Origin of the sequence: Paenibacillus jepli, from assembly GCF_047238105.1 — a bacterium.
Taxonomy (GTDB): domain Bacteria; phylum Bacillota; class Bacilli; order Paenibacillales; family Paenibacillaceae; genus Paenibacillus_D.
In genome coordinates this window covers 6,326,311-6,352,199 of record NZ_JBDFMD010000001.1, presented here as the reverse complement: position 1 = coordinate 6,352,199, position 25,889 = coordinate 6,326,311, and the positions used below count along the sequence as shown (strand labels likewise).

Sequence of the window (25,889 nt, the reverse complement as noted above, 5' to 3'; positions counted from 1 at the left end):
AAGTCAAACGAACAAAAAATAGCCTGTTGAGGTTTCTCAACAGGCTGAAACCACGCCTGACGTGGTTTTTTGAAGACATAATTGTAATTTGATAGACTTCGGATCAGTAACTCATTATTGTTTATGATATAGAAACATAAATAGCCTGTAGGAATGAGACGTTATTCTCTCTTCTCTACAGGCCATTATCTCAGCGGCTGCTACTAGTTCGATTCTCTTAAGAAATGATTTCTATAGTTACCGTATAAACATAGATACCTTTCTTAATTTGATAGGGATCGTGAATATTTTTGGTCCAGCCGGTATCTCCGCCAAGACCTGCATGTTTGTAATCAATATTAAGAAAAACAGAATCTGAATTTCCCAGCTCGTCTTCATAGGCGGCGTTGTCATATTGCTCAATACTGTGCCCATGAATATCAAAATGGAAATGTCCCGCTGCCGAGACTTTTACTTCTTGTTCTTTGGATGACAAATATAAATACCGGACATCCTCCTTACCACCACATTCTACCGGTAAGATATAGGGTACGTGCTGCTGTTCTACAGTGCTCTCATATACTCCAACGAATGCGGCAGATTTACGATCCGCGTAGTTTTCCCATGGCCCGCGGCCATACCATTTCATGTTCTTCCAGGCATCGGAGAACTTAAAGCTAAGCCCAATTCTCGGGAGAGTGTCGACCTTGGCATTGTTCACAACTTTATTGGTGATTTCTATACCTTTGCCGCCGATGGTATAATTGGTTTTTGTTTCAATGCATCCATGATATATACAATAAACTTGAATGATAACAGCAGCTGGTGCTGCAAATACCCGAATCTTCTTGATTTCTTTTTGATGGGAATGGAGCCCGAGAGCTTTCCATTCATCTGCATAATTGGACGATTCGAGATGAATACCTGCATCAATTCCTGTTGGAGGGCGATAGAAGTTATTTGTTCCCCCCGTGAAATAATTCTGGTTATTGTATTTTACAGAAATGAACTCTGCTGTTTCTTTCGAAAAAAGAACCGCTGTATTTTCATTATATATATGAATTTCATTTGTCGTTTCATCATACTTCAAACTATCCTTTTCTATCTCTCCGGTATGCACTTTATTAACAGAATCTTTAAGCTCTATCTGGCATGCATAAATACAGGTTCCCTTATTAGAATAAAAAGTGTCCTCGTCCAAATAAGCATGGAAATTAAGAAAAGCTTCCCCGGAGACTTTAGACGAATCATATGGCGCTTGAATCTTTTCAACGGATCCGGGTGCTGTGTGATACCTAGGCAAACTCCCGCTTTCAATCACCCTTCCATCGCAAACTAGCTCCCACACCAAATTCAAATGGCTTAAATCTCGATGCGTGTAGTGATTATAAATTCGATAGCCATTATTCCCAGGCATGTAATCCATTTGGATAGGAGATTGTACATTTTTTATTTCATTCGCAGCCGGCTTGAGCGTTAGATCAGGGAAAACAATACCATTCAGGCACATATCAGGAGCAGGATCAATAACTTCTTCCTGGAATGCCCCGCCATAGACATACTTTTTATTTCCGTCTTTATCATGCTTAACCAGCGCTTTATCCTGAAAATCCCAAATAAATCCTCCTTGAAACCGCGGGAATTTATGAATGAGATCCCAAAATTCCTTAAAGTTTCCGTTACTGTTACTTTTCGCGTACGCATATTCACACATAATAAAAGGACGTAAATCTTCGCTTTCAGCCATGACATCCAAGATCCAATCTTTCTGAGGATACATAGGTGCCACAATATCAGAGATATTTGCTGGAGGACTCAGAGACTCATACTGAACATACCTTGTTTTGTCATACTCCTTAATCCAGCCGTACATCGCAGCATGATTCGCTCCATAACCGGATTCATTACCCAGAGACCAGATAATGATGGATGGATGATTTTTATCTCTCAGAACCATCCGTGTAGCCCGTTCCATATACGCATGTGTCCATTCGGGGGATGCGCTTAACTGGCCGCCAAGACCGTGTGTTTCAATATTGGCTTCATCCACTAGGTAAATGCCCAGTTCATCACACAGGTCATACCATTCGATTGCGTGGGGATAATGACTTGTTCTTACCGCATTGATATTCAGCGATTTCATGACCTTAATTTGCTCACGCATATATTCTATTGTTACGGCTCGTCCTGTTTCAGGACAAAAGGCGTGAAGATTAGTTCCCCGTATAATGAGACGCTTCCCATTAATTCTCAGGACCCCTTTTCGATCGATATTCACTTCACGGAAGCCGACATTCGCGCTCTCAATATCAATTACATTTCCAGAAGAATCAATCATTTCTAACACCAATTTATAGAGGTAAGGGTTCTCGTCGCTCCACAATTGAGGATTTGAAATGGTTTTCGTAACCTTTGCTACATATTTTTCTTGAAGATAGAAATCACAATCCGCAAACTTTGGCGTTTCAAACTCAGTAACCAATTTCTGATCGCTATCATAAAGGGACAACCGAACATGGGCTTCACCATAACCATTAGCTTGATTATTAGGTATAACCGTTACGCTTAATTCGGCATTGTTGTAATTACCTGAAAAGAGGGTTTCGATCTTATAATCATGGATGCGCATACGTGGTTTTGCATAAATGAGAACATCTCGGTAGATCCCCGAGAGATGCCAGTAATCCTGATCCTCCAGATAAGTGCCGGCTCCAAACCGCATAACCTGAACAGCTATACGGTTTTGTCCCTTTTGAATGTAATCCGTGATATCAAAAGAAGCGTTAAGCTTACTGTCCTGAGAATAGCCAACCCGTTTGCCGTTTAACCAAAGATAAAAACACGATTCTACACCTCCAAAATCGATAAATATATCCCTTTCGTTAAAATGTTCGTCAACTTCAAACGTTCGGACGTAACAACCGGTAAGGTTACTATCTGGCACATGAGGCGGATTCAAAATGTATTCATTCTTCTTGAGTTGAATTTCGTGATGTGAACCCTCCCCTTTTTGAACAAAGGGATACAACATATTAGTGTATACAGGTTTTCCATACCCCGAAAGTTCCCAATTGGAAGGAACCGGAATATCATCCCAATGGGAAACATCATGGTCAGGACTATAGAATTCATTCGTTACTTCATCGGGAGACCCAAACAATTTAAACTTCCACATTCCATTCAGGCTATTTACGTATTTAGACTTTCTCCGATCTCCGCTTAAAGCCTGTTCAACGGTTTCGTATACTCCGTAGGGCTCATGCATGGGATAACGATTTTTTTGAGTAACATGTTGATTTTCCCAATCTCTGCTTAGCTTCATTGGCTTAAATAACACTCCCATCCATTGTTCTAATTGGTTGATCTCTCAATGTAGATACCCTTATAATATAAGGAAAATCCCTTTTATTAAATGTTGAATATGGTATTTCATTTATCCATTTTGGCAGGAGTGTGAATACATGAATTTTGAAGACATTAATGAAAATGATGTAATCTACCGATGTATCGGCAAAGATTTTAATCAAGGTATTTTATCTTGCGGCTTTATGCGAAAAAGATCAGCAGAGCGTTCTCAATATGATTTTAAGATAGGATATTACAGCTGTTTTTTAATATTGCAAGGCAGTGGAACGTATATTTCTGCGGACGGTACCGTTACTCCTATGCAAGCAGGTGATCTTGTTCAACGTTTACCTGAACGTTTGCACTCTACTGCAATTGAACCAGATGGTAATTGGATCGAGTTTTATATCAGTGTCGGGTATCCTGTCTATTCATACTTAAAGACACTTGGAATTATTAATTCCGATAAGGAAGTTCAATCGACACCGCATACGAATGATTTTTTCTTTGATTTTCTATCCTTGCTGAAAGCCTTGAAAAGTGCAACAGATGAAAGTCTTCCCTCCCTGCTAATGAAGTCTCAGGATTTGATTATCCGATTACATAGTAGCATCCATAATGCTCATAGCAATGAAAATGAAAGTAAAATAACAAAAGCTTGCGAGCTTATTAGTGTTTCCAATGATATTCACTTTGATATTCAGGAATTGGCATCTGCCGTGAATATGGGCTACGAGAACTTCCGGAAATTTTTCAAAGATACTACGGGGATTTCCCCTAAGCGATATCACACTGAACATTTAATGAGACAGGCAAAAATGATGCTGCTATCTGGACTTCCCATCAAACACGTAGCCGTTAGTCTGGGTTACGGGGATATATACTCATTCACCAAACAATTCACTAAGTCAGAAGGGGTATCACCAGGACGATATATTCGAAAAACAAAACCTGTTCAAAATTAACCCCCTACCATTTCTGATTCATCTGATCTGCCTAAAAAACAAAAAGCAACTCATCCGTAGACAAGTTGCATAGTAAACGTTCCTTTTGCAGCGGATGTTACTTTGTAATTTCCAGTTTACCGCTTCACCTTATAAAACTCATGATACAGCTTCATCAGCGCCCGCTTCTCGATCCGCGACACGTAGCTGCGGGAGATGCCCAGCTCCTTGGCGATCTCGCGTTGCGTCCGCTCGTCGCCGCCGTGTACCAGACCGAAGCGGCCGATGACGACTTCCTTCTCCCTATCGTCCAGGATATCCAGGTTTTTATAGATTTTGCTTTTCTCGATCTTGAGCTGCACTTTATCCGCCACTTCGTCAGACTCTGTCCCCAAGATATCGATAAGCGTGATCTCGTTGCCCTCTTTGTCCGTCCCGATCGGATCATGGAGCGAGACGTCCTTGCGGGTCTTCTTCAAGCTGCGAAGATGCATAAGGATTTCATTTTCGATACATCGCGCCGCGAATGTCGCCAGCTTCGTCCCTTTGCCTGTCTGGAAGCTCTCGATCGCCTTGATCAGACCGATCGTGCCGATGGAGATCAGATCCTCCAGGTCCTCGCCGGTGTTGTCGAATTTCTTGACGATATGGGCCACCAGGCGCAGATTGTGCTCGATGAGCAGATTGCGCGAGTGCTGGTTGCCTTCGGCAAACAATCGCAGGTGCTTGGCTTCTTCTTCCTCCTGCAGCGGCTGCGGAAACGCATTGTTTTTGACATACGACACAAGCAGTGACAACTGTTTGATAAACAAAGCGATAGCCGTGAATAATCCCATGCAGCGTCCACCCCCAAACTGGTTTCGCTTTAAAACAGCCTCCCGTCTTCGCCGCTCTAAAGCAAACATCGATGTTCTTTAGTGTATGTGGGTGAACGCCTATTTGTGCCTGTACGGGTCGAATCCTCCCGAATCAGGTCAGGGCATGTTTTGCTTTCACGTCCGCATAATTCAATTTCACCGTAGTATTCAATGGCAGCCGGTCCTCCTTCTCCATCATCCAGTACAGCAGCTTGCTTTCCAGCTGCGAACGGATCCCGGCCAGGGAAGGATCGTCAAAGCGATTATGCCGCTCATCGCGGTCGCTCACCAGATCGTAAAGCTCGCCCTCTCCATTGGCATACAGGTTCAGCTTCCACTCCGCGGTGCGGATGCTCTTGCCCTTGCCTACCCACGCCTCGCGATAGGCGCACCAGACGAAATACCGGTCATCCAGCGGATGCTCCGGACGCACAGTAAGAGCAGAGACGCTTAGCGGCTCTCCCGACTCGCCGCTCTCGATGACGACATAGTCACGCGGCGAATAGCTCTGCCCGTTCAAGAACGGAGCCAGGCTTCTGCCCTGTACGCCGGGCGGAGTCGCGATGCCGGCCAGATCCAGGAAGGTCGGCATCACATCCACCAGCTCGGTCAGCTGCTGCGTGCGCGGCGGTCCCTCGTACCCCGGAGCGGCGACGATGAACGGCACACGGGTGATCGCGTCATAGAACAGGTTATGCTTCTGGATCAGCCCGTGCGCGCCCATCGCATCGCCATGATCGGAGGTGAAGACGATGACGGTATTGTCTGTCAGTCCCAACTCATCCATCTTCTCGAACACGCGGGCGAGCGTATCGTCGATGAACCGGATCATGCCGTAATGGATGGCCCGTACTTTGCGGATCAGGTCGTCATCCGCCGTGTCCATCGCATCCATCAGATGCGCCACCCGCTGCCGCTCCGGTTTGCCATCCAGACTATACTTCGGCGGCAGCGGGACGGTGGCCGGGTCGATCATGCTGGCGTACGGCTCAGGGACCTGATAAGGCGTATGCGGATCCGGGAAGGAGAGCCAGGCAAAGAAAGGCTTCTCCGGATCGCGCTGGTGCTCCAGGTAATCCAGCATCGTCTCGCCCAGCAGATACGTACCGCATTTCTCCGGACGGGCCGGGTTGGTGCCATGGCCAAGCGGGCTCACCCAGCACGTATGGGACCACTCATGCGCCGCTATGCATTCGGGATCATCCCGGTATCCGTCCACGAGATGCCCGTGCTCAGCCAACCGGACGTAATCGAACACCTGTCTCAGCACACTCGCCTTATCGGGCTCCGCGACTTCGCCGGGATAGCAGGTCTTCGTGGATTCCATGAACGCATGATTCTTCCCGATAATTGCGGTCTGATAGCCGTGCGCCTTCAGCACCTGGGGCAGCGTAACCTCTGCGGGATTGATCATCATATGATTGGCTTGCGCGCCGATCGTCGAGGCATATCTTCCGGTGAACAAGGAAGACCTGGAAGGCGCACAAGCGGGATAATTGCAAAACGCGTAATCGAAGACGACGCCCCGTTCGGCCAGCTTCTCCAATGCTGGAGTTCGCAAGGCAGCATTGCCATAGAGACTGAGCGTCTCCGCCGATTGCTGGTCGGTCTGGATAAGCAGCAGATTCGGTCTTTTTTTCATGGGATCCTCCTTCAGCCTTTGATCGAACCGATCATGACGCCTTTGACAAAATAGCGCTGAATGAACGGATAGAGTACCAGAACAGGGATGCTGGAGACGATAATCACCGCATACTTGATGCTCTCAGCCATCATAACCCGCTCCGTCATGCCCGCATCGCCGCCAGTCATGTCATCCTGCCCCAGGATCAGAATCTCGCGCAGGATGAGCTGCAGCGGGAACAAGTCACGATCCTTCAGGTAGATCAAGGCGTTGAAGTAGGCATTCCAGTGGCCTACCGCGTAGAACAGCACCATGACCGCGAGGATAGGCTTGGACAGCGGCAGGATGACGCTCCACAGCATCCGGAAGAAGGAGCAGCCGTCCATCCATGCCGATTCCTGCAGCTCATACGGGATACTGTTCTGAAAAAAACTCCGCATCACGATAAGATTATAGGTCGCAATGGCCCCCGGAAGCAGCATCGCCCAGACGGTGTTGATCATGCCGAGGTCCTTCACCAGCAGATAAGTCGGGATGAGACCGCCGCTGAAAAACATCGTAAAGGTCACAAAAAACATCAGAAACTGCCTGCCCGGCAAATCTTTGCGGGAGAGCGGGTAAGCCGCCAACACGGTCAGCACCAGATTGATGAGCGTACCCGCCGCTGTATAAAACACCGTATTGGCATAGCCGTTCCAGATCTGCTTGTTGTCAAAAACAAGCTTGTAGGGCTCCAGCGTAAAGCCTTGCGGCAGCAGCCACACCCGACCTTCGATGACGTCGACCGGATTGCTGAACGAAGCGCTCACCACAAAGAGCAGCGGATATCCCACCAGCACCATCAGCACGACGGTGATGCCATAGACGACCGCATCAAAAATCTTGTCATCCCGGGAGCGCAGCGCGCGCTCATTTGGTGTATGCATTGTATTGCTCCTCTACCATAGACTCGAATCGGTCTTTTTCCTCGCGTACCAGTTCACGAGCACGAGGAGAGTGAAGTCGATCACCGCATTGAACAACCCTGCCGCCGCGGTATAGCTGAACTGACCGCCTTGAATCCCGTTTTTGTAGACGAACGTCGGCAAAATATCGCTTTTGCTGGCATTCAGCGGATTTTGCATGAGCAGCGCTTTCTCGAAGCCGACATCCATCAGCTGCCCCATCTGCAGGATGAATAGGATGATGACTGTCGGCAGAATGCCCGGTATCGACACATGTCGCACCCGCTGCAGCCTTGTCGCGCCATCGATCTTGGCCGCTTCGTACAAGGTAGGATCGATGCCGCTGAGCGCCGCCAGATAGATGATCGATCCCCAGCCCATATGCTGCCAGATCCCGGACGTCACGAACACGGTCTGGAACCAGTCGGCCTTCTCCATGAAGTCAATAGATGACAAGCCTAACAGGTTCAGGAGTTGATTGACTTTGCCGATATCCGGATCCAGGAAAATGTTCAGCATGCCCACCAGCACGATAACCGAGAGAAAATGGGGAATGTAGCTCACATTTTGCAGCAGCTTCTTCATCCATCCCAACCGGATTTCATTGAGCAGCATAGCTAGCAGGATCGGGATCGGGAAGCCCAGCAGCAGCTGATACAGACTCAAAGAAATCGTATTCCACAGCAGATCCCAGAAATAGGCCGAGGAGAAAAACCGCTCAAAGTGCTTCAAGCCTGCCCAGGGACTGCCGAGGATGCCTTTGGTTGCGGAGAAGTCTTTGAAGGCGATGGTGATCCCGTACATCGGCACATACTTGAACAAAATGTACCAGGCCACCGGGATCAGCAGCATCAGGTAGAGCTGGTATCGGACGAGCACCCGCTTCCCCAGGACATGCTTCGGCTTCCAGCCGCCATCCGCGAGAGTTGTTGTTTTGGGAGCCTCCGCTTGCATGTGCTCACGCTCCTATCTCATGTGTAGGACTAGACGCAGACGGCGACTATCGCCGCCTGCAAGGATTCTCTTACTGCTTGGCGTCGTACGCTTCCTGATATGCCTGCTCCAGCTCGCCGAGCTTCATCTTCTCCAGGGTAGCCGTATATTCGTCCCACTTGTCGAAGCTCAGCTCTCCGATGATGAACTTGGCCACCGATTCCCGCACATATTTATCGATATCCGCTTTGATCGGGATGATGCGGTCGGAGGTATCCTTGTCGAAGATCGGTGCGCCATGGACCGTCTCCGGCAGATAATCCTCGATGAAGCCGTTCACCTCAAGCACCTTCTCATTCTCCACGATATTCCCGTACGTATCTGTCACCACATGCGGGAAGCCGCCGCCAGGCACCAGATTCACCTCACCCAGAGCTGCCATGAAACCTCGGGAATCCTGCTTGATCTCGTCGCTGATGACCGGCTGGCCGTCCTGCATCGTGTAGGTCTGGCCTTCGATGCCGTATTGGAAAAACTTCGAGCCTTCGTCGCTGAAGAAATGATCCACCCAGCGGATGGCAGCTTCCGGATGCTTGTTCTCTCTCGAAATTGCGAAGGTCCCGATCGGTGCGGCGATCGGCCCTGTAGCCGAATGGATCTGATCGCCGTGCGGACCTGTGATCGGCGTCATCCCCGTAAATTGATCTTCTACCTGAAGGAAGGGATCGGAAGCCTGGATGAAGAACATGCCGATCAGGGCTTGAGACAGGTTGCTCCGCCAGTTGGGAATATCGCCGGCGTAGAAATCCTTCCACAACAGCTTCTCGCTGTACAACCGGTTTAGAAACTCCAGCAGCTCTTTAAATCGTTCATCGTCCAGCCAGATGTTGACCTGATCGTCTGTAATATTAAGCTGGTATCCCATCTGCTGCTCCAGACCAAACGCGCCCGAGAAGGTGGAGAAAACCATGCCCATATCCCGGAAGCCGAGCGGGATCTCGTCTTGTTGGCCGTTGCCGTTGGGGTCATCGTCGCGGAACGCCCGCAGGACCTCGAACAGCTCATCGATCGTCGTTGGCGCTTGCAGCCCCAGCTTGGCAAGCCATTCCTGGTTGATCCAGATTTTCTCCGAGCGCCCCGAGCTTTGCAAGCGGACTGTGGGCAGGGAATAGATATGACCGTCCGCAGCCGTTACTGCCGTTTTGACTTCAGGGTACTGCTCGAAGATTGCTTGCAGGTTGGGCGCATGGGCCTCGATCAGCTCCTCCAGCGGGATGAGCATCTCCTCCTGCTGGCCGTAACGGGCGATATCCGTATTCGTCAGGTTGGCCCGCAGGAACAGATCCGGCAGCTCGTTGGCGGCGAAGAGCAGATTGCGCTTCTCGTCACAGCCCTGTCCGCTCGCTGGCAGTTCGTCGAACTGCAGCTGGACATTGGTCATCTTCTCATATTCCTGGAAGATGAGCACATCGCCCCAATCCGCATGGTTGGCGTCCTTGCAGCCGAACACCTTCATCGTCACCGGCTCCGTTACGATGGGAAAGCCAGCTTCTGTAAGATTGGAGGAGGTCCCGGCATCCTCCTGGCCTCCGTTTGCTTCCTCTGGCGCATTGCTGCAGGCCGAGACCAGCATTGCCGCCGTCAGCACAGCGGCCGCCATCAGGTTTCGCTTGGTGCGTTTTACTTTCATCGTCCATCCATCCCCTTTTCTTGTTATGCAAAGGCTTACATGTGGAGCTAGAACTGATTATAAACCGCCCGGGATCCCAACAGCGTTTCACATTTATGCACTTCCGTATCAAATTTTTGCAGCCGTTAGGATGAGGACCGTCCTTGCAGGCGCTCTTTGTATGCCGATGGCGTCTCACCTGTCGCTTCCTTGAACACCCGGATAAAATAGCTGTTGCTTCCGAAGCCGAGCTTGGCATGGAGCGCTTTGAGCGGTATATCCCCTTCGAGCAGCAGCTGCTTGCCTCGTTCGATACGCTGCTCCGTCAGCAGCTCCGTGAACGTCTTTCCGGTTTCTTCTCTAACAAGCCGGCTCAAGTAGGATGCCGTGATGCCCAGCTCCTGGGCCGTCTCCTCCAGCGTGATGCCTTGGCGGTAGCGGCTCGCCATCATCCGCAGCGCTTCGCGCACATGCCGGGAATAACCGGAGTCGAGATTCAGCCGCTGAAGACTCAAGGCAAGCCTCGTGTAAATGGCGCATACGGCCCCCTCAGTCTGCGCATTCGTCAGCCCCGGCCGCTGGAAGCTCTCCAGTTCCTCGTGCATCCAATCGGTCGGGAGACCGGCCTTGCGGGCAATTTTGGCAGCGATCTGCACCAGCTCTGCGGAAGCCCGCTCCAGCAGCAGCGGCTTTCCTTGCTGTGCCTCCTCCAATCCCATAATCTCCTTGATGATCTCCACCGCCTCCTGGCTGTCTGCCGCCTCCATCGCTGCGAGCAGCCGCTTCTCGTGACTGATAGTCACATATGGCACCTCCCCATGCTTTGCCGACCGGCTTGGCTGATGCCACGCCCCTCCGACACCCCGGATCAGTAACCCGTACGCTTCCCGGCAGTAGGCGAGCGGGTGGAAGACGGGACTGACGAGAATCGACGACGCCAGGTTCATGTACAGCTGCAACGAGGCCTGCAGACGGGCGCCCCTGGCCGAGATCCACTGGCCGATCACGTGCTCGCTGCGCTCGTCCCCGCTGCTCACCAGGATTACCCAGCGGCCGTGATCCAATGTTACTGTGCAGCTCACAGGGTACCCCCCGACGGCCTGGTCGCAGAGCTCTGTCACCGACCGAAGATACGCGGTCAGCTCTTGCTCCTCCATACGCGCGGTGAGCATGTCATAATGAGCAAGCTGCACCAGCATGAGCACCCAGCGGGGCTTCTCTTTTGCGGGGCTGCTAGCCGAGAAGTATTGAGCGAGCGGCAGCAGATCCGCTTCTACCCCCGACAGATGATCTCGCAGAACAGAGCGAGCCAGGGCGGTATCCGCCTGCTCCTTCACGCGCAATCGGACTACCCGTTCCTCCAGCTGCCGTCGGACCTTGCCCATCACATCGCGCAAGGTCTCGGCGCTCAGACGGTGCTTCAACACATAATCGACAGCGCCATAGCTGAGGGAGCCGCGCACATACTCGAAGGCGTCGTAGCTGCTCAGCACGACGATCTTCAGCAGGGGATTAGTCTCTAGCAAGTAACGGGTCAGCTCCAGCCCGTCCATGCCGGGCATACTCATGTCGACGATTACCGCATCCGGCTGCTGCACACGGATCAGCTCCAGCGCCTGATGCCCGTCACCCGCTTCTCCACACAGCACGAAGCCCTCCTCCTCCCATGCCAGAAGCGAACGCAGATGATTGCGTACCAGCGGCTCGTCATCGATAAATACAAGTTTCCAGTTCATGCTTGTCCCTGCCCTTCTCTATCTATCCATCGAGGAAGCCGCAGCTCCACTGTCGTCACCATGCCCGGTACACTGACGATCGACAAGCCGTAAGACTCGCCGAAGGTCAATCGGATCCGATCCTGCACATTGCGGATGCCGATCCCCGTGCTCTGCTGAGCTTCCGGCACGCATGCCGGATCGAGACTTGCCGCGATCTGCTGCTCTGCCATGCCCGTACCGTTATCGGTAACATCTATCCGCATCTCGCCATCCGCTATGCAGTAGCTTCGGATTGTAATCGTCCCGCAGCGTTCCGTCGCAACGCCGAACCCATGCAGCAGCGCATTCTCGACGAGCGGCTGAAGCAGGAATTTCGGAACCAGACCATCCATCGTCTCCGCCTCCGTATCGATGTGTATCGTTACACGATCCATGAACCGGTACTTCTGGATGTTCACATACCTCCCGAGCAACTCCAACTCCTCCCTCAACGGGATCAGATCCCGTTTCTGGTCAACCGCATTCCGCATGAGCTCTACAAGCGAGGTTGAGATTTCTCCGATATTGGGCACCTGCTGGATATGGGCGAGGTATTTGATCGTATTGAGCGTATTGTAGAGGAAGTGGGGATTGATCTGGGACTGCAGCGCCCGATATTCCGCTTCCCGCTTCTGCCTCCCCCGTTCTTCCGTCTCCGCCATCAGCTCCTGTACATTTGTCATCATGGAAGAGAACATGGCGCTGAGCTGTCCGACTTCATCCTCCGTATTGACGCGCGGCCTCGCCTCCAGCTGACCGCCTCTGACCCGTTTCATCGTATGATGCAGCCGCTTCAGATTTTTGGTGATCTGCCTCGATAGCACGATGGAGATGATATGAACAGCCAACAGCACCACCCCAGTCATCCAGATCAAGTGCTTCCGGATCTCTTCCACCTCCCGCAGCAGTTCGCTGGTCGGCACCATGCCGATCGTAGTCCAGCCGGAGAGCTCGGATGCAATCGGCACAGACAAGTAAGCGGCACCATCCACCGTTTGCAGACGCCCCGAAGGATCGGACCTGGTTGCCTTTGACTGCTGCTCCATCGCCCGGGCCAAGTCTGGCCTTCCTTCCTCATGAGAGCCGCTGTAATAGATGAGTCTGCCGCTACTGTCCACAACGCCGATCTGACTCCCCTGCAACGGTTGGATGTCGAAGACGCGTCTCATAAAATCGGGCTGAAACTCAATCACGCATAGTCCAATGGCTGTCCCGCCCGCAAGCATCGGCCTCACGAGCAGCATGGAGTTTTCCGTGAACTCGTCGTAGAGCACGTGACGGTGGTTTTCCTTAAATTCCGCCTTTCCGAGCAGTCCTTGCAGCTTTGTCCCGCTTATTCGGGAAGGGCCGTTCTGGTACTGCTTGCCGTTGTAGCCGACGACGGTAATGCGCCGGATATAGGATTTATAGGCCGCCAAAGAAGCGATGAAATCTTCGACCAGCTTTTTCTCCTGAAACCATGCATACGACGGAGGCTGAGTGTCGCTCAGCAAGCTGCCGGATACCATATCCCGGGTTGCGATGACCTTGGCCACCTGATCCGCTTCCTCCATCGTGGAGCGCAGCTTCTCATCTGCCCTGCGGATGCTGTCGGAGATAAAGACCGTCGCATTCTCTTCGATAACGCTCGCCGCATTATGGTAGATACTGTAAGCAAGCGGAATGATCGCCAAGCATATCATGACGCTGAACGCCATGAACATTTTTCCTCGGATGGTGCGCATGGATCTTCCCCCTCTTTTATGCTGCACAAGACGAATAGCCGCCTGCCGTCGGTCCGATCGGTCAGGCGGCTTCAGATATGCTACAATCAGATAGTAGCACAGGGGTTGGCCGGCAAACGATTATTTTTTATGCAATACCGATTATAGTGATGAACAGAGAGAAGGGGGCGGGCCGCTTGGCCGTACTGGGGAGAGTCCGATTGATCGAGGATCTTGTGATGCGGTTGGGGTGGGTGATAGAAAATGTGGTGCCCGGCGAAACCGAGTTCCCCCGGGCGAGCTATCCCAACACGATCATCTGGATCGTTGTAGACGGGAACCGCGAGATTGAGGTGAATGGCGTACGGCATGCTGTGCAGGCGGGCGAGGTCGTCGTCATCCCCCCGCAGACGCCCCGGATTGTGCTGCGCAGTGACGCGTCCTCTCCGCCCTTCCGCTACTTTACGATCGGCTGCGATATCAAGCTCGGCCCCTTGAATTTTGTCGAGCTATATGAACTGCCGTTGATTACACGTATTACGGACAGCACCGCGTTTGCCGACATGGCGGGGCGGACCGCTGCACTGCTTGCGCAATCCCTCGAGGTCATCCAGGCGCTGCATGCCCTGAACCAGCCCCAATTGATCATCAGCAAGGTCACGACCGACGACACTCTCGCGCTGCTCGCCGTCAACGCTTCCTTCCACGCCTGGTTTGTCCGCTTCATGGACATGATGCGGGACAGTCTGCCAGACGTACCCAAGGGGATCGATCCGCGTATCGGCAAGCTCTGTTCTTACATGCAGTTGAACCTGGACAGGAAGCTTACTCTGCCCGAGCTGGCACAGTACATGTATGTAAGTGAGAGCCACCTTCGCCTGCTGTTCCGCAAAACCATGGGCATCTCTCCACTATCCTATCTGCGCCAGCTCCGTCTGCAGTGCGCCAAGGACCTGCTCGTTCATACGTCGCACTCCCTGAAGGAGATTGCGCAAAGGTCCGGCTTCGGAACGCTTAATCACTTTAGCCGGACGTTCAAGACGTATGAAGCCATCTCGCCCATGGAGTACCGGAAGCGGTATCATGATGGTTGAGCCACTCTATGAGAGCTCGGACAAACTTATATGAGCCAGTCCTATGTCTCGCTCGCGGCAACCCCATTGATATAGTAGTCCTCCTCGCGATAAGCGACAAAGACGACCTCAACCTCCGGAATGCCAAGCGACTGAAGACAATCGGTGATCAAACCGGCAAAGCGGTCCCTTACCGCCGAGCCTCGCTCAAACCATCCGACTTCGACAAAGGCAAATGGCGGCTCGGAAGGCGTTCCTCCCCACACAGCAGTTGTGTGCAGGACATGCACGGTAAAGTTATCCTCCCCGCACTGACATAACTCCGCCAATCGCCGGACCAACCGGGGGGCTGTCTCCTGCAGCAGCTCTGCAGCAACGCCCCGAATCACGAGATGTGGCAAACCCAACGCCTCCTGTTCAAGTAATGGATTCTTACATGTTAATACACAAGCAGCGCATTGCTAATCTTCCGTCCCGGCGTAGTCAGATAACTGCCGTTGTAGTATAAACCGCTGGAGGCGCCGCCGTCCAGATTCATCGCCTGATAGGCGCCGGCCTGCTTCATCAGCTGCGCCAGCTGAGGGATCGTGGCACCGCGGGACGTAAGCAGGATCAGCTTGTGATCGCGTGTCAGCCCTACCGCGCTGCGGGCGCCGCCGCTGCTGAGGATCTTCGGATCGCGGAATCCTCCCAGATCGGGGTGCGACACTTCACCATTGACGACGAGACGCGGCCCTGCCTGCAGCGCTCCGACCAGGTCGCCCTGCTCGAAGCGGCCAGTGAAGTCACCGCCGGGGACGAATTCGACGTTATTATGCTTATCGAAGACAAGGACAGTTCGGGGATCGCCGGACGCTTTCTTGACGATCTCGCCTTTATGCACGATATAACCATAAGGTGTCTTGTGGGCCTGGTCGGTATATGCGTCGAAGAATGTGCCGTTGATGGCGGCCAGCGCTTTGTAACGGGAAGCTATCGCTCTCAGATCGTCGGTCTTGCCGACCTCTCCGCCGGCCAGACCAACCCCTAGATTGACCTGGGGATGCAGCAGCGTCACCGTCAGCTGCTGGACGTCAAACGACTGGCGGCCGAGCTTCATCGTCTTCTTGCTGTGCACAACCCGCGCCTGCTGCTCAGGCACTTGTCCTCGCGGTATTACCGGCAGCCGGAGCGGCTCTTCGGCACTGCCGGCCACGACGGCGCCGAGATCCCCGCGCCACTGCAGGGACACGCCCAGTACATCCCCCACAAACCTTAGCGGCACATACGTCACGCCGTGCGAGACGAACGGCGCTGCCTCCAGACGGATCGTCTCCTCGCCGCGCAGCGCTTCCAACCGGCCTACATACAACCGGATCCGCTGCTCGCCTTTGGTAATATCTATCCGCTGGTTAGGCTTGTCCCATGCCACCTGCGCGCCAAATGACTCTCCGATCAGCCGGATCGGGACGAAGGTCCGGTTATGCTCGTTATCGATCAGACCATAGGACTTTGCAGCTGCTCCAGCGTAACCGGTCTGCACTAGCAGTCCCATACATAGCAATAGACATAATGCAACTTTCTTCATTCATTTCTGCTCCTCTTCGACAATTTCACAACATTCCTATTCTACGCCCGACCATGCGATTTGTAAATTGTTCCAATCTTTTCGCGAACTCTGCCGTCAGGTTGCCGTCCCCAGGCAGGAAATGCAATCGTCATGTCGAAGTCGTAGGAGACTAGAAACCACCAAAAGCCATAATCAGAAGGTGATACCATGCAGTTGGACAATATTACGGTGCTCGACTTCGAGACGAGCGGCCTCGACCCCTCCCGGGATCGGGTGATCGAGATGTGCGCGATCCGCTGTGACAAAGGCGAGATTGTCGGACGCTTCAATACGCTCATCCAATTCGACGGCCCGCTGGCGCCGAAGATTACGGAGATAACCGGCATCACTTCGCCGATGCTGGAGGGCGGCATGGACGAGGAGACGGCATTCCGAATCCTGAACCGGATGATCGGCTCCAATCTGATCGTCGCCCACAACGCCGCCTTCGATCTCAGCTTCCTGCATTATACATTGATGCGCCTGGCGGGGCGTTCCTTCAGCAATCATTTCATCGATACGCTGACGATTAGCCGGCTCTATCATACGTATCCGCATACGCTGCAGGACATGTGCCGCACCTATGGTATCCAGCTCGACCAGGGCCACCGGGCCGATTATGATGTGCTGGCCACATGGGAGCTGCTCAAACAGTTCAACGCTGCCTACGATCTGGACAGCATGGTCAACCGACTCGGTTACGTCCAGAAGTACGGACCCCCCAAATGGGTCCCGCCCTACGCCCAAGTCGAAGGCATCCGCCTAAAATATGCATAAACTTACATAAGAGCCCCCGCCTAAGCCATACAGCTTAAGCGGGGGCTCTGTTTATCTCTCTAGTAGATTGACCCAGAAATAAACGAACGATGAGAAGTGGAGAGGAGAGGAGAGGGAGGCTGGAGAAGTGAAGCGTTCGCCTTTGTCCCCGGAATTCTACCGCTAACGCTGTTAAACAATGAAGAAATCTGGGGACAACAGCGATCGTAAGCCCCCTCTCCTCGCAACGGCCATCGTAACGTTATTTCAGGATCGGGCTACTAGGTCTTTTTGATGCGGTTCGTCCTGCCCATCAGATAGAGCAGGTACGGCGCGCCCAGCAGCGCTGTGACGATGCCCGAGGGCAGTTCCTTGGGGATGATGACCATCCGGCCGATCCAATCCGCTCCGGCCAGCAGGATGCCGCCGAGCAGCGCGGCTACGATCATCGATTCCCGAAAGCGCGGCCCCACCAGCATCCGCGCTGCGTGCGGCGCGAGTAGACCGATAAAGCCGACCGAACCGACATTGGCCGCTGCCACGGAGGCGAGTACGACCGCAACCCCCGCTACTGCCAGCCGGGTATTGCGCACATGCAGACCGAGACCGGTCGAGCTCTCTTCATTGAACGTCAGCAGCTCCGTCCTGCGGCCCAGCCAGTAGGCGAGCGGCACCAGGATGAGCAGTACCGGCACGATCCGCTCTACCTCCGTCCAGCCGCGGTTGTACGTGCTGCCGGCCATCCAGGACAATGCCGGCGCTACAGCGACTTTGGCGTGGATGATCATCAGGTTGATGATAGCCGAGCCCAGGGCGGCGACAGCGATACCTACCAGCGTCAGGATCGTCGGATGCAGCCCTCGCCTCCAAGCGACGGCATATACCAGAGCGGCTGCTGCCGTGCCGCCAAGCACGGCTCCCACCGGCACCCAACCTGCGGCCAACTGAGGGAAAGCCACCATCACGAGCAAGGCGCCTGCACCGGCTCCGCTGGTGACGCCGATCACCTGAGGATCGCCAAGCGGGTTGCGCACCGCATGCTGGAGCAGACAGCCGCTGATGGCCAGCGCCATCCCCGACAAGCCGGCAGTAAGCAGCCTGGGCAGTCGCATATCCATCAGGATCTGCCGGTACATCGCTTCGCCGCCGCCGGTCAGCACCGCTACGAGCTCCGAGAACGGTATCCTCAGACTGCCATACATCAGACTGAGCGCCCAGACCGTTAGCAGCAAGACAGCGAGCAGCGGGGCCATCACCGCAAATGGGACGCGTACGCCCGAGCCGGTCATCGCCGTCCCGCTTGTATTCCCCCCGGTCATCGAACGGGAGACACGCAGCGCCAGCCAGATGAGCCACGGCGCCCCGATCATTGCCGTAATGGCTCCGACAGGCAGCTCGCCATACAGGTCGACGAACATCCGGCCGATCGAATCCGCGCCGACGAGCAGCGCAGCCCCCCAGATCGCGGAGAGCGGGATCAGTCCCGCATGCTTGATCACCCCGGAGAGCCTCACCAGGTGAGGAGCGACAAGGCCGATGAAGCCGATCGGACCGACGACGCTCACGGTGATGCAGGCGAGCACAACGCCGCCGCCCATCGCGAGCACCCGGGCGGTGCCGACGCGTTGACCGAGTGAGCGTGCCGACTCTTCGTGCAGCGTGAGCAGATCCCATTGGCGAGAAGCCAAGAGCACCACTAGCAGCATCCCGCCAATCCAGGGCCAGGCAAAGCCGACGCCGCTCCAATCGTTCTGGATCAGCGAGCCCGATCCCCACAGGAAGATCCCCTGCACGGTCTGCTGATTGAGCAGCACCAGCGCGCTGGTCACCGATGACAGCACCAGAGTGACGATCATCCCCGACAAGGCGATCCGCAGCGGCGAAGCTTGCGCTCTGCCAGCCAGCGCGTATACCGCGGCTGCAGCCAGCGTACCGCCCGCCACTGCCAGCGGCAGAGCATACTGGTTCAGCAGGCCGGGCCAGAAGATCATCCCGGCGACTACAGCCAGATAAGCGCCTGCATTGACGCCCAGCGTCGTCTCCGAAGCGAGCGGGTTGCGCGTGACGGTCTGCATCAGCACGCCAGCAACCGCCAGCGCCGCCCCGGCCAGCAGCCCGATCACCGTCCGCGGCAGGCGGACGCTGCGGATCATATGATGCTCCGAGATGTCCTGAGGCGAGAAGATGGCCTGGAGGACGGAGCTAACCGAGATGTCGGCGAGACCTTGCGTCAAGCTGACAAACGACAGAACGAGCAGCGCCCCTACGCCCGTGAGCGCCATCCACCAGACCCGCCAGCCGCTCTTGGACGCAGCAGAGGGCGTCCCGTAGGCGCCCTCCTTGGTGGAAAGTGATGCAGGACGGTTGACCGAACTCATTGCGTCAACAGCTCTGCTGTCTTACTGGCCATTGACTGTGCGGACAGCGGGCCGCCGTACGGCCACATGTCGCCGCCCAGCGCATACACCCGGTCTTCCTTGACGAAGTTCAAGCCGGTCCAGACCGGATTGTCCTTGAGCTGGTTATCGATAACGTTATCGCTCTCCTGGATAATATGCAGGAAGTTGGCGTCTTGCAGGGCCGGCAGCGCCTCTACGTCCGTTGTACTAAAGCCATAGACTTCGAATTGTGAAGGCTGGTAGGCATTCCTCAGTCCGATATGCTCCAAAATCTTGACTGCCAGGGAATTGTCGGTCGAGATGCGGAACGTGACCGCATTCTGATGGCTGAATCCCATCGCCAGCGCAAACGGCCGTTCCGTCATACCGGCAGCTTCCAGCTTCGCTTTTGCATCGGCATAGGTCTGATCGAGATCGCTCAGCACTTGTTCCGCTTCGTCCTGTCTGTCCAGCACATCTGCGATCGTTTGGAACGTCGTGATCATCTCCTCATACTGGTCGCCTTGTCCTTCCGCCGGATATGGATCGAATACTAGGGTAGGCGCAATATTGCTGAACGTTTCATAGTGAGCCTCGATATTGTTCTTCAAGCCGATGATCAGGTCGGGCTGCAGTGAAGCGATGATCTCCAGGTTAGGCTCCTGACGCAACCCGACATCGGTAACCTCTGCACCGATCTCTACCGGGATGTCCACCCAGGTGTTCATGCCCTCGATATCAGCGATTCCTACTGGCTGTATCCCCAATGCCAGCACATCTTCTGCATAGAGCCATTCGAGAGCGACGATCCGCTCGGGCACGCCCGTGATTTCCGTCTTTCCCAACACATGCTCGATGGTCCGGGCCTGCGGCTCCGTATCGGCTGTCTCATCCCCGGCTCCTTGTTCACTTTGGACATTCTGACCGGCTGCCGCCGATCCGCCGTCGTCTCCGCCCGTATCCGCTGGCGTGCCTCCCCCGCAGCCAGCTGCCACAAATGCTACGACTACCAACATCAAGAATAACCCCTGTACGTTTCTCAAATCCAACTCTCCCTTTCATAGCTAACGTATATCATAATGAGAATAAATCTGCGGTTGAAACGACGATATTAATAATCATTTTCAATCCAGAAACAATGATATCGATTCTCAATTGGATTGTCAATATTATTGTAAGGAAGTTATATTTACTTTCAGGCCAAATTGACTTACTATGAAGGGCAATAACGAGATTTTTGGTTGGATGAAAGGATTGGAGCGCAATGAAAAAACAATTCATCGTCATTGGACTGGGACGCTTCGGCTCAAGTCTGGTACGCACCTTGGTGCACAGTGGTCATGAAGTGATGGCTGTCGACAAAAATGAACAGCCCGTGCAGGATATAGCGGATGTAGCCACGCATGCGCTGCAGGCCGATTGCACCGACGAATCGGTCCTTAAAGAACTGGGAGCACGCAATTTCAGCCACGCCATCGTGGCGATCGGAGATGACCTGCAAGCCAGCATCCTGACCACCATGCTCCTAAAAGAACTGCAGATCCCCCGGGTCACGGCCAAGGCCAAAAATGAAATGCACGGTCACGTCTTAAGCAAGGTTGGTGCAGATCACATCGTCTATCCAGAACGGGATATGGCTGCCCGGCTCGGCAAACAGCTCAGCTCAAACAATCTGATCGATTACATCGAGCTGTCACCAACCTATAACCTGGTGGAAATCAAGGTGCCCCCGGCGATGAACGCAAAGTCGCTTAAACAATTGAATATTCGCGCCAAATACGGCTGCAACATCATGGCCATAAAAGTCGGTGATTATATGAATATCTCCCCCAAGGCAGAGGATCTGATCTACACAGGCAATATCTTGATCATGATCGGCAGCAATGAAGACATTAATCATCTGGAAAACGATTATGAGCAGTAATGAAGGCCGCCTGGGCCGTGGAGCCATATTCACTTTTCTTGAACAGCTGGTACAGGCGTTAAAGAATCGGACAAGCCCGCCTCAACTGATCATGTTCGTGTTTTTTTGTTTAATCTGGGTAGGCGCCTTGCTCCTGATGCTTCCTGCCGCATCGACCGCTGCAGGCTCCATTGGCTTGCTGGATGCTTTATTTACGGCTACTTCGGCCATCTGCGTAAATGGTCTTGTCGTCCTGGACACCGGCAGTGTGTTTACGACGTTTGGCCAGGTCGTCATCATGGTGATGATTCAGATCGGCGGCCTGGGTTTTATGACGCTCGGTGTTATGGTTGCGATCGTGCTAGGCAAAAAAATCGGTCTCAAACAACGGCTGGTCATCCAGCAGGCAACCAACTCCTCCTCTGCGCAAGGATTAGTCAAATTATCGATCTATATGGTGATGATCGCCTTTGCTTTTGAGGCTATCGCCACCCTCATCCTTACTTTACGGTGGCAGGGCGATTTGGGCTGGGGTCAAGCGGTTTATCATGGCCTTTTTCATTCGGTTTCGGCATTCAATAACGCTGGTTTCGCTTTATGGTCGGACAGTATGTCGGCCTATATAGGCGACCCCGTGGTCAATGTGACGATTGTGCTTTTGTTTATCATTGGCGGACTCGGATATATCGTCGTTGTCGATATCCTCCGCAAGCGCTCCTGGCGGCGCCTGTCTCTGCATTCCAAGGTTGTGCTGCTGGGATCCGGGATTTTGTTTGGGGCAGGATTTATATTGCTCTATCTCCTGGAGAGTTGGAACCCTGCTACCTTTGGTCCCCTGGATACCGGTGAACAGCTGTGGGCCGCCTTTTTTCAGGGGGCGACACCAAGAAGCTCGGGGTTTAACACTATCGACATCGGCAGCATGCTGACCACTTCCCAATTTCTAATCATCATCTTGATGTTCATCGGTGCTGCCTCAGGCGGGACCGGCGGCGGCATCAAGATCAATACGATCATTGTTCTCGTGCTGGCAACGGTCAATACCTTCCGCGGACGCGGACAGATCCATGCCTTCGACCGCCGGATCGCATCCGACACCGTGATGCGGGCGCTTGCTGTCGTTATGAGCTCATTAGGTGTTGTGCTGATTGTCTCGCTGCTGCTCACGATCTCTGAAGGGATGCTGGAAGAACATTTTTTGGAGGTTTTGTTCGAAGCAACCTCGGCCTTCAGCACGACTGGCTTGTCGATGGGACTGACCAGTGAGTTGTCGCCCGCAGGGAAGATCATCGTCACGGTGACCATGTTCGCCGGTCGACTGGGGCCGCTGACCCTGGCGTACGCTCTGGCTCAGAAAAAACGCTCCTCCAAGATTGGTTACCCCGAAGATCATATTTTGATCGGATAAGCAACGAGAAGCGATGTCCGGATTCGTCCGTGCATCGCTTTATTGTTTCTTAAATTGTTGTTTTATTTTTGTGAATAAATTATAATTTTATTCATACATTCATAAAGGTAGGGATTCAGATGCCAAAAAAATTTGATGAAAATGAAAAAAAACAGCTGCAGCACAAGCTTCTTGCGGCGGGCAGGACACTTTTTTCCCGCTATGGGTTCAAGAAAACGACAGTCGGTGAACTCGCCCAAGCCGCAGGAATCGCAACAGGAACCTTCTATTTGTTCTATCGTTCCAAAGAAGCGCTATTCTATGACCTTATGGAGCAGGAAGAACAACATATGCAACAAACCTTGATTCAACAATTCGCAAGCGGTCCTCCAAACAAAGATGCTTTTCGATTGTTCTTCAGATCATCTTTTGATCTGATCACTGAGAGCCCGATCCTGCGCGAGGTCCTGCTCCCCTCGCAACGGGAGTCGATTCTACGCCATGTGCCCTTGGAACGGCTAAATGACAATTATGACTCGGACGTTCAAAAGTTGACCCCCCTCATCCGCCATTGGCAGGCGCACGGCGTGTTGCGCAAGGATGCCGATCCTGTGCTGGTGATCAGTACGATCCGCTCCGTGATACTGCTCTCATTGCACAAAGAGGCGATCGGCGAATCCGTCTATGACGCTACCATGGAGCTGATGATTACTGCCATCGCCGAGGGGATGCGGCCCAAGGAGGAGGATTAGAACGCTTATGATTTCTGTAAAGGACTTGACCTACACTTATCCCTCCTCTCAGCATCAGACGCTGCGCGGGCTCAATATTGATATCGCCAGGGGCGAGATCTTTGGCTTTCTCGGTCCTTCCGGCTCAGGCAAGAGCACAACGCAAAATATCCTGATCGGCAAGCTTAGACAATATGGGGGCTCTGTCCGGGTCTTTGGGGAAGAGATGAGGCGTATAGGAAACGGATACTATGAACGGATTGGCGTCGCTTTTGAGTTCCCTCACTTCTACAATCGATTTACCGCGCTGGAGAACCTGACTCATTTTGGGCTGCTGTATCGTAAACGTGTCTCAGAGCCGATGGCTCTGCTCGAACAAGTGGGGCTGCGGGAAGCTGCGCACAAGAAGGTGGAGCACTTCTCCAAGGGAATGAAGATGCGGCTCAACTTTTGCCGAGCGGTCTTGCACGACCCCGAGCTGTTGTTCTTGGACGAGCCTACTTCAGGTCTGGACCCGGCACACGCCGACACGCTGAAACGTCTAATCGAATCGCGGCGTGCAGCTGGAGCGACGGTTCTGTTGACAACCCACAACATGCAAGTCGCAGAACAGCTATGCGATCGCGTTGCGTTTATAGCGGATGGACAGATTCAAATGATAGATACCCCTCGCAACCTCAAGCTGCGCTTAGGCGAACGGAAGGTAAGGGTGGAGTATGAGTCAGGGGAGGCGCAATTAACAGAGGATTTCCAACTGGAAGGTATCGGCAGCAATGAACGCTACCTGACTTTGATCCGAACGCATCGTATCGTAACGATGCATACCCTCGAAGCCTCGCTTGAGGATCTCTTTCAAACAACGATAGGATGTGGAGAATCTTGAATACATGGAGGTTGCTGAGATTTGATGTACGGTTTCAGGTGCGGCATCGTTTTTATAGCGTGTATCTAGTCATCATCGCCTGTTATATCGGTCTTCTGCATACCCTTCCCGATACGATGACAGATAAAGCGCTGGTCTTGCTGACCTTCTCGGATCCGTCAGCACTTGGTTTGTTGTTTGCGGGCGGTATTATTCTGCTTGAGCGTGCGCAGGGCGTCTGGGACAGTTTGTTTGCTACGCCAATCCGGCTCGGGGAGTATCTGCTTGCCAAGTGTCTTTCCCTTGGCCTGCTTTCCTTGTCGGCTGCATTTGCCATCCATGTACCGGTAAACGGCTTGCCGGCATCGACATTCTATTATACGACAGGCGTCGTCCTGACCTCATGCTTCTTTACCCTGCTCGGTATAGCTGCCGCATTGGCCAGCCGTTCCATCAACGGTTTTCTGATCCGTTCACAAGCCTATGCGCTAGTATTTGCAGCCCCTCTGCTGGGCTACCTGGATATGTATCGCACACCACTTTACAAGCTGCTGCCTACCGAGGGATCCTTGACCCTTATTGGCGGAGCAGTCCACAGAATCACGCCGGGAGAAGGAGCTTATGCGATCTCCGCTCTGCTGCTCTGGATCGCAGTAGCGGCTTTCTTGGTCAGGCAAGGGTTGCACGCGGCGGTCAGGCAGACCGATGGAGGGCGGGTACATGAGAAGATATAGCATCCTGATGCGCCGCGATCTCCGAGATGCAGTGCGCGATCCTATGCTGCTGCTTATACTTATGGGTCCGCTCCTGCTCACGGCTCTCATGCGGTGGGGCTGGCCTCCCGCCTCTTCTTGGATAACCAGCCGTACAGGGATAGATGTTCTTGCCTATACGGAAGAGTGCTTCATTTTTCTGATCACTCTCATCCCACTGCTGGTAAGCGTCGCAGCAGGACTGATGATGCTCGATGAGCGAGATGAGCGCATGATCGATTATTATATGGTCACTCCCCTACGTAAACACGGCTATCTGATCTACCGCCTGACCCTTCCGGTCATCATTGCCTGTGCGATGACCTGGCAGTTTGCCGCATTTTCCGGATTGACCGGGCTGTCCGGAGAGCAAGTCATACCGATTGTATTGCTGGCCCTTGAAGCCCCCCTCTTCGCGCTCGCCCTCGTGACGTTTGCAGCCGACAAGGTGGAAGGTCTGGCTTTGTCCAAGTTGATCACGCTGACCTTGCTCGGACCAGTCGTTGCTAGCTTTAGTCCCTCAACATGGCAATGGTTAGCCTGGCCCCTTCCTACCTACTGGCCTGCACGTCTCTATCTGGATCTGACTGAAGCGGGAAGCGACTGGTTGCGCATGTTGACGATTTTTGGTACGGGGCTTGTCTTGCATGGGTTGTTCATAGTGTTCCTATGGAGACGTTTCTCCGCCCGTCTTGAATGAAATG

General features: G+C 53.3%; 21 protein-coding genes. 9 read left to right on the top strand and 12 right to left on the bottom strand.

Annotated elements, in window-relative coordinates:
* Positions 1-217 precede the first annotated feature (217 nt).
* Positions 218-3,301, bottom strand: coding sequence for a glycoside hydrolase family 2 TIM barrel-domain containing protein (locus ABC336_RS26930; RefSeq protein WP_413241594.1), 3,084 nt, complete (start codon positions 3,299-3,301; stop codon positions 218-220).
* A 139-nt stretch (positions 3,302-3,440) separates the two neighbouring features.
* Between ABC336_RS26930 and ABC336_RS26925 the strand changes: the two genes are divergently transcribed.
* Complete coding sequence (locus tag ABC336_RS26925; protein WP_413241593.1) at positions 3,441-4,289, top strand: helix-turn-helix domain-containing protein; 849 nt, start codon at positions 3,441-3,443, stop codon at positions 4,287-4,289.
* A gap of 116 nt (positions 4,290-4,405) precedes the next feature.
* Here the strand turns inward: ABC336_RS26925 and sigK are convergent, their stop codons facing one another.
* The 7 genes from sigK to ABC336_RS26890 form a co-directional block, all read right to left on the bottom strand.
* Complete coding sequence (gene sigK / locus ABC336_RS26920; RefSeq protein ID WP_413241592.1) at positions 4,406-5,104, bottom strand: RNA polymerase sporulation sigma factor SigK; 699 nt, start codon at positions 5,102-5,104, stop codon at positions 4,406-4,408.
* Between the two features lie 133 nt (positions 5,105-5,237).
* Positions 5,238-6,767 carry a sulfatase family protein gene (locus tag ABC336_RS26915; protein ID WP_413241591.1) on the bottom strand — a complete coding sequence of 510 codons (1,530 nt, stop codon included), beginning with the start codon at positions 6,765-6,767 and terminating at the stop codon, positions 5,238-5,240.
* Positions 6,768-6,778: 11 nt separating this feature from the next.
* Positions 6,779-7,675 (bottom strand): carbohydrate ABC transporter permease, encoded by an 897-nt coding sequence (locus tag ABC336_RS26910; protein ID WP_413241590.1) that lies wholly within the window; start codon positions 7,673-7,675, stop codon positions 6,779-6,781.
* A 12-nt stretch (positions 7,676-7,687) separates the two neighbouring features.
* Positions 7,688-8,647, bottom strand: a complete 960-nt coding sequence (locus ABC336_RS26905; RefSeq protein WP_413241589.1) for an ABC transporter permease — start codon at positions 8,645-8,647, stop codon at positions 7,688-7,690.
* A 70-nt stretch (positions 8,648-8,717) separates the two neighbouring features.
* Complete coding sequence (locus ABC336_RS26900) at positions 8,718-10,316, bottom strand: extracellular solute-binding protein (RefSeq protein WP_413241588.1); 1,599 nt, start codon at positions 10,314-10,316, stop codon at positions 8,718-8,720.
* A gap of 125 nt (positions 10,317-10,441) precedes the next feature.
* Positions 10,442-12,031: a response regulator transcription factor gene (locus ABC336_RS26895; protein WP_413241587.1), complete on the bottom strand. Its 1,590-nt coding sequence runs from the start codon at positions 12,029-12,031 to the stop codon at positions 10,442-10,444.
* Entirely contained in the window at positions 12,028-13,776 is a 1,749-nt protein-coding gene (locus ABC336_RS26890; protein WP_413241586.1) for a sensor histidine kinase, read from the bottom strand. Before ABC336_RS26890 ends, ABC336_RS26895 begins: the two co-directional genes overlap by 4 nt.
* Positions 13,777-13,952: 176 nt before the next feature.
* Between ABC336_RS26890 and ABC336_RS26885 the strand changes: the two genes are divergently transcribed.
* Positions 13,953-14,849 (top strand): AraC family transcriptional regulator, encoded by an 897-nt coding sequence (locus ABC336_RS26885; protein WP_413241585.1) that lies wholly within the window; start codon positions 13,953-13,955, stop codon positions 14,847-14,849.
* Between the two features lie 41 nt (positions 14,850-14,890).
* Here ABC336_RS26885 and ABC336_RS26880 read toward each other — a convergent pair whose 3' ends face one another.
* Positions 14,891-15,229 carry a DUF1904 family protein gene (locus tag ABC336_RS26880; protein ID WP_413241584.1) on the bottom strand — a complete coding sequence of 113 codons (339 nt, stop codon included), beginning with the start codon at positions 15,227-15,229 and terminating at the stop codon, positions 14,891-14,893.
* Between the two features lie 38 nt (positions 15,230-15,267).
* Complete coding sequence (locus ABC336_RS26875; protein ID WP_413241583.1) at positions 15,268-16,395, bottom strand: phosphodiester glycosidase family protein; 1,128 nt, start codon at positions 16,393-16,395, stop codon at positions 15,268-15,270.
* A 189-nt stretch (positions 16,396-16,584) separates the two neighbouring features.
* Here ABC336_RS26875 and ABC336_RS26870 point away from each other — a divergent pair, with 189 nt between their 5' ends.
* On the top strand, positions 16,585-17,193 hold the full coding sequence (locus ABC336_RS26870; RefSeq protein ID WP_413241582.1) for a 3'-5' exonuclease: 609 nt from the start codon (positions 16,585-16,587) through the stop codon (positions 17,191-17,193).
* A 260-nt stretch (positions 17,194-17,453) separates the two neighbouring features.
* On the opposite strand, the gene fhuB is transcribed toward ABC336_RS26870, so the two are convergent.
* Positions 17,454-19,550, bottom strand: coding sequence for a Fe(3+)-hydroxamate ABC transporter permease FhuB (gene fhuB, locus ABC336_RS26865; RefSeq protein ID WP_413241581.1), 2,097 nt, complete (start codon positions 19,548-19,550; stop codon positions 17,454-17,456).
* Positions 19,547-20,593 carry an ABC transporter substrate-binding protein gene (locus ABC336_RS26860; protein ID WP_459564708.1) on the bottom strand — a complete coding sequence of 349 codons (1,047 nt, stop codon included), beginning with the start codon at positions 20,591-20,593 and terminating at the stop codon, positions 19,547-19,549. Before ABC336_RS26860 ends, fhuB begins: the two co-directional genes overlap by 4 nt.
* Positions 20,594-20,814: 221 nt before the next feature.
* Here ABC336_RS26860 and ABC336_RS26855 point away from each other — a divergent pair, with 221 nt between their 5' ends.
* The 6 genes from ABC336_RS26855 to ABC336_RS26830 all read left to right on the top strand — a co-directional run bounded on the left by ABC336_RS26855 (position 20,815) and on the right by ABC336_RS26830 (position 25,885).
* Complete coding sequence (locus ABC336_RS26855; RefSeq protein WP_413241579.1) at positions 20,815-21,474, top strand: potassium channel family protein; 660 nt, start codon at positions 20,815-20,817, stop codon at positions 21,472-21,474.
* 91 nt (positions 21,475-21,565) lie between these two features.
* Positions 21,566-22,861 (top strand): TrkH family potassium uptake protein, encoded by a 1,296-nt coding sequence (locus ABC336_RS26850; protein ID WP_413242619.1) that lies wholly within the window; start codon positions 21,566-21,568, stop codon positions 22,859-22,861.
* A gap of 119 nt (positions 22,862-22,980) precedes the next feature.
* Positions 22,981-23,592, top strand: coding sequence for a TetR/AcrR family transcriptional regulator (locus tag ABC336_RS26845; RefSeq protein WP_413241578.1), 612 nt, complete (start codon positions 22,981-22,983; stop codon positions 23,590-23,592).
* A 7-nt stretch (positions 23,593-23,599) separates the two neighbouring features.
* A complete protein-coding gene (locus ABC336_RS26840) occupies positions 23,600-24,454 on the top strand; it encodes an ABC transporter ATP-binding protein (RefSeq protein ID WP_413241577.1) in 855 nt (284 codons plus the stop codon).
* The gene (locus ABC336_RS26835; RefSeq protein WP_413241576.1) at positions 24,451-25,167 is read left to right on the top strand and encodes a fluoroquinolone export ABC transporter permease subunit; all 717 of its coding nucleotides are present in this window, start codon (positions 24,451-24,453) and stop codon (positions 25,165-25,167) included. Before ABC336_RS26840 ends, ABC336_RS26835 begins: the two co-directional genes overlap by 4 nt.
* Entirely contained in the window at positions 25,154-25,885 is a 732-nt protein-coding gene (locus ABC336_RS26830; RefSeq protein WP_413241575.1) for an ABC transporter permease, read from the top strand. The genes ABC336_RS26835 and ABC336_RS26830 overlap by 14 nt, the downstream gene beginning before the upstream one ends.
* Positions 25,886-25,889: the final 4 nt, after the last annotated feature.